Raw genomic sequence first — 8523 nt, 5'->3', positions numbered from 1 at the left:
CGCGGCCCGCCTCGGCGAGGTCGTCCGCGCCGCCCGCGGGCCGGCCGTGCTCAGGGTGGGCCAAACCGGCCCAGGCTGACCGGGGCCGCGGCCACGATCCTGGGTCCCGGGTGGATCGCGGTGACCGGCGTCACTTGCTTCGAATTCGAAGCAGTTGTACTGTGCTCTTCAGTTGCTTCGAATTCGAAGCTTTTCCCGAAAGCGAGAAGTCCCATGAAGGCAGTGCGTTTCCACGACTACGGCACCCCCGACGTCCTGCGCTACGAGGACGCGGACCTCCCGGTCCCCGCCGCCGGGCAGGTCCGGCTGCGCGTCGCCGCGACGTCGTTCAACCCGGTCGACGGCAACATCCGCGGCGGTTTCATGCGCGGCCCGATCCCCGTCGAGCTGCCGCACACCCCCGGCATCGACGTCGCGGGCACGGTCGACGAGCTGGGCGAAGGCGTCGACGGCCTCGCGGTCGGCGACCGGGTCGTCGGCTTCCTCCCGATGGACGGCGCGGGCGCGGCCGCGGAGTACGTCGTCGCCCCGGCGTCGGTCCTCACGCCGGCACCGGCGAACGTCCCGCTGGCCGACGCCGCGGCGTTGCCGCTGGTGGGGCTGACCGCGTACCAGGCGCTGTTCGACCACGCCGGGCTGACCGCCGGTCAGCGCGTGCTGATCAACGGAGCCGGCGGCGCGGTCGGCGGCTACGCGGTGCAGCTGGCCAAGGAGGCGGGCGCCCACGTCATCGCGACGGCGGGCCCCCGCAGCGGCGACGCGGTCAAGGCGGCGGGCGCCGACGAGATCATCGACCACACGGCGGTTTCGGTGCCCGCGACGGTGACGGAGCCGGTGGACGTGGTGCTCAACCTGGCCCCGGTCGACCCGTCGGAGCTGGCGGCGCTGGTGGCGGTGATCCGGCCGGGCGGGGTGCTGGTGAACACGACGGTGTGGATGCCGGCGCCGTCCGACGAGGCACGGGGTGTGCGGGGGGTCGACCTGTTCGTCCGCAGTGATGCGGAGCAGCTGGCGAAGCTGGTGGCGCTGGTCGAGCGGGGCGAGCTGCGGGTGGAGGTCGCGGAGCGGGTGGCACTGCCGGAACTGGCGGCACTGCACGCGCGGGCGGCTGAGGGCGGGGTGCACGGGAAGGTCGTTGTCGTCCCAGCCTGAAGATCAGCAAGGCGCGAGGAGCACGCCGCGGTCAGGACAGGAACGCGCGCAGCAGGGACGCCGTCCCCTCGATGTGCTCCGCCATCGCCTGCCGCGCCGCGACCGCGTCGCCCGCCAGGATCGCGTCGACGATGGCTTCGTGCTGGGCGTTCGAGTGCTCGAGGTTGGGCGGGAGCAGCGGGATGCGGTCGAGCAGCTGGTTGACGCGGGTGCGGGCGTCGGCCATCGCCGTGGTCAGGGAGCCGGATGCGGTGACCTCGGCGATTGCCAGGTGCAGGCGGGAGTCCTTGCGGCGGTAGTCGTCGAGGTTGGCGCCCGCGGCCTCGGCGAGCGTGCCGGTGAGGTGCTGGCGGTCGGCGGGGCTCAGCGAACGCGCGGCGGCCATCTCGGCGGCGCCGGTTTCGAGGACGTAGCGGAGGCTCAGCGCGTCCTCGAGTGCGACGGCGTCGACCTTGCCGCTGGGTGACTTCTCGGAGGGTGCGGGGAGGCTGTCGTTCACGAACGTGCCGCCGTACCGGCCCCGCCGTGACTCCACGTAACCGGCGTCGGCTAGGGCGCGGATGGCTTCCCGCAGTGTCACGCGGCTGACGCCGAGCCGCTCGGCCAGCTCCCGTTCCGAGGGCAGCCGCTCCCCCGCGCCGACCACCCCGAGCCGGATCGCCTGCAGCAGCCGCTCGACGGTCTCCTCGAAGGCGTTGCCCGCGCGAACCGGCCGGAACAGCGCTTCACCGGCGTTCGCCACCGAGGTCGACTCCATCCCGCGAGTCTAGGCCCCCGGTGTTCGTCACCGAGTGTTCACACCGGGGTGTTCGCCGCCCGGAAAACCGCTGGATCCGGACGGCCACGGTGAGCGACGATGGAGCGACCGACACCGAACATCGACGCAGGGGGCGATCCGGTGCACTTCCTGATGGCCGAGGACTTGGTCCACGAACGGGAGAACGAGCTGCGCCACGGCGTGCGCAACCGCCCTCCCGGCCGGGCGACGCCGAGACGCCGCACGGGCACGAGACGCCAGCAGTTCGGCTGGACCCTGGTCGAAGTCGGGTTGCGGCTGGCGACCGAGGACGAGCAGCGGAACTGACTCCTCGGTCCAGCACACTGTCGCCGCGCGTGTCTGGTGATCACCCTCAGCGATCGAGCAGTATAGTCGTGTCCGAGAGGAGGACGCGTGGATGACGACGTGAGGTTCGCCCGGCCGCTGATGAGCATGACCGATGCCGCTCGGCACCTGGGGATCCCGCAGCAAACGTTTCATCGCTGGGCGCGCGGCTATCCCCACGGCGGTCCGCTCCTCCACGTCTCCGAGCCGGAAAGCATTCGGCAGGCCAGCGTTCCGTTCATCGCCCTCGCCGAAGCGTGGGTTCTGGAGGGCCTCCGGCAAGCCGGCGTCCGCCCGCAGAAAATCCGGCCGGCTCTCAAGAAGCTGCAGAACGAGTTCGGACGCGAGTACGTCCTCGTGTCGCCCGCACTGGTGACCGATGGGATCTCGGTGCTCTGGGACTTCTCCAAGACCGAAGCCGGGGCAGGGCTGATCGAAGGGCGTTCCGGCCAGACGGTGATTCGCGAAATCGTCCAGGATTACCTGACATACGTGGGCTTCGGCACCGACGACTACCCGAACCACCTGAAGCTCAGGACTTTCGAACCGTCGAAAGTCGCCATCGACCCCTACCGGTCGTCGGGACAGCCGGTCTTCGTGGGCTCCGGCGCCCGTGTCTCCAACGTCGCGGCCATGCTGAGAGCAGGTGAAGAACCTGCCGTCGTCGCCGAAGAACACGGAATCGGCATCGAAGCCGTCCGAGCCGCCGCACGCGTGCTCCTGGGCCGCGCCGCCTGAGTTCTACCTCGACGAGAATGCCGTTACCCGTAGCGTGCGGCGTTTTCTGACCAACCTCGGCTACACCTGCCACACTCCGCCGGAGGTGTTCGGCACCCGCGCCGAATCGCTCGGCGCGGCAGACACCGAATGGCTGGGCCGGATCGCAGGAACCGGCTGGGTCGTCCTGAACCGGGACGCCAAGATCATGGAACGCCCTGACGAGTTGGCCGCGTACCGCTCCGCGAAGGTGCACATGTTCTACCTTCCCGGCGAAGCGACCCGCGACCTCCTCTTGCACCTCGTCGAAACAAACCTCACGAACATCATCACGCTGTCGGCTGATCGGACTCCGGACGTTTGGAAGATCACGCGGCATGGAGTCGAGCGCTTCGTAGTGCGGAAACGAAGACGCTGATCAGCACTCGATGACGTTCACCGCCAGTCCGCCACGGGCGGTTTCCTTGTACTTAACGCTCATGTCCGCGCCTGTCTCGCGCATCGTCTTGATCGCCTTGTCCAGCGTCACCACGTGGCTGCCGTCGCCGCGCATCGCCATGCGGGCCGCGTGGATCGCCTTCGACGCGCCCACCGCGTTGCGCTCGATGCACGGGATCTGGACCAGGCCGCCGACCGGGTCGCACGTCAGCCCCAGGTGGTGCTCCACGCCGATCTCCGCCGCGTTCTCGACCTGGGCCGGCGAGCCGCCGAGGACCTCCGTCAACCCCGCCGCCGCCATCGCCGACGCCGAGCCGACTTCGCCCTGGCAGCCGACCTCGGCGCCGGAGATCGAGCCCGTCTGCTTGAGGATCGAGCCGATCGCGCCCGCGGTGAGCAGGAACTTCACGATGCCGTCGTCGGTCGAGTGGCGGATGAAGCGCTGGTAGTAGTGCAGCACCGCCGGGATGATGCCCGCCGCGCCGTTGGTCGGGGCCGTGACGACCCGGCCGCCCGCCGCGTTCTCCTCGTTGACCGCCAGCGCGTACAGGCTCACCCAGTCCATGGCGTACAACGGGTCGTCCGCGCCGTCCTCGGCCAGCAGCTTTTCGTGCAGCGACTTCGCGCGCCGCGGCACCTTCAGCCCGCCCGGCAGGACGCCTTCGTGCGTGCAGCCGTTGCGGACGCATTCCGCCATGACCGCCCAGATGTCCAGCAGCCCGGACCGCACCTCTTCACGAGACCGCCACGCCAGCTCGTTCGCCAGCATGACCTCGCTGATCGGCATCCCGGTGGCGGCGCAGTGCCCGAGCAGGTCCGCGCCCGTGCGGAACGGGTACGGGACCGGCGTCGAGTCCTCGACGAACACCGTGTCCGTCTCGTACGACTCGTCGCGGACGAACCCGCCGCCGACCGAGTAGTACGTGCGCTCCCGCAGCAGCGAACCCGACCCGTCGAACGCCCGGAACACCATGCCGTTCGGGTGCGCGGGCAGCGACTTGCGCCGGTGCATGGTGAGGTCGTTGTCCTCGTCGAACGCGATCTCGCGCGTGCCGGCCAGCCGCAGCCGGCCGGACTCGCGGATCTCCGCGATGCGCCCCGGCACGGTGTCCGTGTCGATCTCTTCGGGACGTTCACCGGAAAGCCCGAGCAGGACGGCTTTGTCGCTGCCGTGGCCGAACCCGGTCGCGCCGAGCGAGCCGAACAGCTCGGCCTGGACGCGGGACGTCCGCGCGAGGTCGTCGCCGAGTCCGTCCACAAAGGTCAGTGCCGCCCGCATCGGCCCGACGGTGTGGCTGCTCGACGGGCCGATGCCGATGGAAAACAGGTCGAAGACGCTGATCGCCATTGATCCGCCCCTTCCTATCGCGCCAGCAGTGAGCTGGCTTCTTGCGCGGCCGGGCCCTGGTCGGCGAGGTGCCGCAGGTTCTCCGGCAGCTCCTCTCCACGGTAACCCTTGGTCTGCGCGTAGAGCCGTCCCGCGCGGTACGACGACCGGACCAGCGGCCCCGCCATCACACCCGCGAAGCCCATCGCCTCCGCCGCCTGCGAATGCTCGACGAACTCCTCCGGCTTCACCCACCGATCCACCGGGTGGTGCCGAGCAGACGGACGCAGGTACTGCGTGATCGTCAAGATCTCGCACCCCGCGTCGACCAGATCCTGCATGGCCGGCGCGACCTCGTCCGGGGTCTCGCCCATGCCCAGGATCAAGTTCGACTTCGTCACCAGGCCGAACTCACGCGCCTTCGTGATGACTTCCAGCGAACGCGCGTACCGGAAGCCGGGACGGATGCGCTTGAAGATCCGCGGCACCGTCTCCACGTTGTGCGCCAACACCTCCGGCCGCGACCCGAACACCTCGGCCAACTGCGCCGGATCCGCGTTGAAGTCCGGGATCAGCAACTCGACACCCGTACCCGGGTTCAACTCATGAATCTGCCGGACGGTCTCCGCGTACAACCACGCGCCACCATCCTCCAGGTCATCCCGGGCGACACCGGTGACCGTCGAGTACCGCAACCCCATCGCCTGCACCGACTCCGCGACCTTCCGCGGCTCCGTGCGGTCGAGGGCAGCGGGCTTTCCCGTGTCGATCTGGCAGAAATCACACCGCCGCGTGCACTGGTCCCCACCGATCAGGAACGTGGCCTCACGGTCTTCCCAGCACTCGTAGATGTTGGGACAACCCGCCTCTTCACACACCGTGTGCAGACCCTCACGGCGCACGAGACCCTTGAGTTCGGTGAACTCCGGCCCCATCCGCACCCGCGTCTTGATCCACGGCGGCTTCTTCTCGATCGGCGTCTCACTGTTGCGGACTTCCAGCCGCAGCAGCTTCCGGCCCTCGGGCAGCGCGCTCATCGCGAAAGGTCCGCGTACAACGGGTGCTTCGCGGCCAGCGCCTCGACGCGGTCACGCAGCTTCGAACGCAGAGCGTCGTCGAAGTCCGGCTTCAGCGCCTCGGCGATGACGTCGGCGACCTCGGCGAAGTCCTCGGCCTGGAAGCCGCGGGTGGCGAGCGCCGGCGTGCCGATGCGCAGGCCCGACGTGATCATCGGCGGGCGCGGGTCGAACGGGACGGCGTTGCGGTTGACCGTGATGCCGACCTCGTGCAGCCGGTCCTCGGCCTGCTGACCGTCCAGAGTGGACTGGACCAGGTCGACGAGCACCAGGTGGACGTCGGTGCCACCGGTCAGGACGCGCACCCCAGCCGAAGCGCAGTCCGACTGCGACAGCCGCGCGGCCAGGATCCGCGAACCTTCGAGGGTGCGCTCCTGACGCTCGCGAAACTCGTCGCTCGCGGCGATCTTCAGCGCGACCGCCTTGGCGGCGATGACGTGTTCGAGCGGCCCGCCCTGCTGGCCCGGGAACACCGCCGAGTTGATCTTCTTCGCCAGCTCCTCGCGCGACAGGATCAGGCCGCCGCGCGGGCCGCCGAGGGTCTTGTGCGTGGTCGTGGTGACGATGTCGGCGTGCGGCACCGGCGACGGGTGCAGCCCGGCCGCGACCAGGCCGGCGAAGTGCGCCATGTCCACCATCAACCGCGCGCCGACGAGGTCCGCGATCCGGCGGAACTCGGCAAAGTCGAGCTGACGCGGGTAGGCGGACCAGCCGGCGATGATCAGCTTCGGCTGGTGCTCGACGGCCAGGCGCTCGATCTCGGCGAGGTCGACGATCCCGGTCTCTTTGTCGACGTGGTAGGCGACGACGTTGTAGAGCTTGCCCGAGAAGTTGATCTTCATCCCGTGCGTCAGGTGGCCGCCGTGGGCCAGGTCGAGGCCGAGGATCGTGTCGCCCGGCTTGAGCACGGCGAACATCGCGGCCGCGTTGGCCTGCGCGCCCGAGTGCGGCTGGACGTTGGCGTGCTCGGCGCCGAAGAGGGCCTTCGCGCGGTCGATGGCGAGCTGCTCGACGACGTCGACGTGCTCGCAGCCGCCGTAGTAGCGGCGGCCCGGGTAGCCCTCGGCGTACTTGTTGGTCAGCACCGAGCCCTGCGCCTCGAGCACGCCCACCGGGGCGAAGTTCTCCGACGCGATCATTTCCAGGGTGGACTGCTGGCGGGTCAGCTCGTCCGCGACGGCGGCGGCGACCTCGGGGTCGACGTCGGCGAGGTGGGCGTCGAAAGTCGGCATCAGTTCTCCTGGGTGTGCGCGGCGTACGCGGCGGCGTCGAGCAGCTCGGGCACGTCCCCGGTCAGACGCACCTTCAGGAGCCATCCTTCGGTGTACGGGTCGGAGTTGATGACCTCGGGGGTGTCCGATGTGGTGCCGTTCACCTCGACGACCTCGCCGGAGACCGGCGCGTACAGCTCGCTGACCGACTTGGTCGACTCGACCTCGCCGAACACCTCGCCGGCGGTGATCGTCGACCCGGCGTCGGGCAGCTGGACGAACACGATGTCACCGAGCGACTCGGCGGCGAAGGCGGTGATGCCGACGGTGGCGATGCCGTCCTCGACGGACAGCCACTCGTGTTCCTTCGTGTACTGCAGGTTCTCGGGGATGCTCACAGGAAGTCCTTTACGCGCGGGAGTAGAAGGGAAGGGCGACGACCTCGACGGGCTCGATCCTGCCCCGGATGTCGACGGACAGCTCGGTGCCGGGCTCGGTGTATGCCCGATCGACGTACGCCATGGCGATCGGGTAACCCAGCGTCGGTGACAGCGCGCCGCTGGTGACCTCGCCGATCTCGACGCCGTCGGCCAGCAGCTTGTAGCCGTGGCGCGGGGCACGGCGACCCGACCCGCGAAGGCCGACGCGCACGCGCGGGACGTCCTGCTTGGACCGCTCCTCCAGCGCCGCGCGGCCGACGAAGTCGCCCGGCTTCTCGAACTTGACGACGCGGCCGAGCCCGGCCTCGAACGGGCTCTGCTCGACGGTGAGTTCGTTGCCGTACAACGGCATCCCGGCTTCCAGCCGCAGGGTGTCGCGGCAGGCCAGCCCGGCCGGGACCAGGCCGTGGCCCTCCCCCGCCTCGGTGAGGATGCGCCAGATCGCCGGGGCTTCGTCGGCGTTGACGAACAGCTCGAAGCCGTCTTCGCCGGTGTAGCCGGTGCGGGCGAGCAGGACGTCGTGGCCCTTCACGACCGCCGGGACGCTGGCGTAGTACTTGAGCGCGGCGAGGTCGGCGTCGGTGACCGCGGCCAGGATTTCGACGGCCTTCGGCCCTTGGACGGCGATCAGCGCGGTGGTCTCGCTGCGGTCGTCGACGACGGCGTCGAAGCCCGCGACCCGCTCGGCCAGCGCGTCCGCGACGACCTGCGCGTTGCCCGCGTTGGCGACGACCAGGTAGTGCTCGTCGGCCAGCCGGTAGACGACCAGGTCGTCGAGGACCCCGCCCTCGGAGTTGCAGATCATCGTGTACCGCGCCCGGCCCGGCTTGACCCCGGTCAGGTTGCCGACCAGCGCGAAGTCCAGGACGTCGGCCGCCTGCTTGCCGGTGACGTGGATTTCGGCCATGTGCGAGAGGTCGAACAGCCCGGCCGCCTCGCGGACGGCCTTGTGCTCGGCCAGTTCGCTGGCGTAGCGGACCGGCATGGACCAGCCGGCGAAGTCGGTGAACAGCGCACCGAGTCCCTTGTGGACTCCGTGCAGGGAGGTCTCTTTGGACAC

The 8523-nt window shown here is 69.7% G+C and carries 10 protein-coding genes; 4 read left to right on the top strand and 6 right to left on the bottom strand.

Translation table 11 applies throughout. From position 1 onward, the window contains the following. Window positions 1–213 precede the first annotated feature (213 nt). Window positions 214–1152, top strand: coding sequence for an NADP-dependent oxidoreductase (locus G3I65_RS17895; RefSeq protein WP_160697113.1), 939 nt, complete (start codon window positions 214–216; stop codon window positions 1150–1152). Between the two features lie 31 nt (window positions 1153–1183). Here the strand turns inward: G3I65_RS17895 and G3I65_RS17890 are convergent, their stop codons facing one another. Then, window positions 1184–1909: a FadR/GntR family transcriptional regulator gene (locus G3I65_RS17890; RefSeq protein WP_163046711.1), complete on the bottom strand. Its 726-nt coding sequence runs from the start codon at window positions 1907–1909 to the stop codon at window positions 1184–1186. Between the two features lie 99 nt (window positions 1910–2008). On the opposite strand from G3I65_RS17890, the gene G3I65_RS17885 reads away from it, so the two are divergent. From G3I65_RS17885 to G3I65_RS17875, 3 genes are all read left to right on the top strand, one after another. After that, on the top strand, window positions 2009–2236 hold the full coding sequence (locus G3I65_RS17885) for a hypothetical protein (protein WP_160697112.1): 228 nt from the start codon (window positions 2009–2011) through the stop codon (window positions 2234–2236). An 87-nt stretch (window positions 2237–2323) separates the two neighbouring features. Continuing rightward, the gene (locus G3I65_RS17880) at window positions 2324–2992 is read left to right on the top strand and encodes a DUF433 domain-containing protein (protein ID WP_160697111.1); all 669 of its coding nucleotides are present in this window, start codon (window positions 2324–2326) and stop codon (window positions 2990–2992) included. After that, window positions 2901–3389, top strand: coding sequence for a hypothetical protein (locus G3I65_RS17875; protein ID WP_160697110.1), 489 nt, complete (start codon window positions 2901–2903; stop codon window positions 3387–3389). Before G3I65_RS17880 ends, G3I65_RS17875 begins: the two co-directional genes overlap by 92 nt. Here G3I65_RS17875 and G3I65_RS17870 read toward each other — a convergent pair whose 3' ends face one another. From G3I65_RS17870 to gcvT, 5 genes are read right to left on the bottom strand one after another with little or no spacing between them, the layout of a single operon-like run. After that, window positions 3390–4757 carry an L-serine ammonia-lyase gene (locus G3I65_RS17870; RefSeq protein WP_160697109.1) on the bottom strand — a complete coding sequence of 456 codons (1368 nt, stop codon included), beginning with the start codon at window positions 4755–4757 and terminating at the stop codon, window positions 3390–3392. 14 nt (window positions 4758–4771) lie between these two features. Continuing rightward, on the bottom strand, window positions 4772–5773 hold the full coding sequence (gene lipA, locus G3I65_RS17865; protein WP_160697108.1) for a lipoyl synthase: 1002 nt from the start codon (window positions 5771–5773) through the stop codon (window positions 4772–4774). Continuing rightward, window positions 5770–7044 (bottom strand): serine hydroxymethyltransferase, encoded by a 1275-nt coding sequence (gene glyA, locus G3I65_RS17860; protein WP_160697107.1) that lies wholly within the window; start codon window positions 7042–7044, stop codon window positions 5770–5772. The genes lipA and glyA overlap by 4 nt, the downstream gene beginning before the upstream one ends. Then, a complete protein-coding gene (gcvH, locus tag G3I65_RS17855) occupies window positions 7044–7421 on the bottom strand; it encodes a glycine cleavage system protein GcvH (RefSeq protein ID WP_125306454.1) in 378 nt (125 codons plus the stop codon). Before gcvH ends, glyA begins: the two co-directional genes overlap by 1 nt. A gap of 10 nt (window positions 7422–7431) precedes the next feature. After that, on the bottom strand, window positions 7432–8523 hold the full coding sequence (gene gcvT / locus G3I65_RS17850) for a glycine cleavage system aminomethyltransferase GcvT (RefSeq protein WP_160697106.1): 1092 nt from the start codon (window positions 8521–8523) through the stop codon (window positions 7432–7434).

This window comes from Amycolatopsis sp. SID8362, assembly GCF_010550475.1.
In the GTDB taxonomy this organism is placed as follows: Bacteria; Actinomycetota; Actinomycetes; order Mycobacteriales; family Pseudonocardiaceae; genus Amycolatopsis; species Amycolatopsis eburnea.
This window is presented reverse-complemented; position numbering and strand designations above follow the sequence as displayed.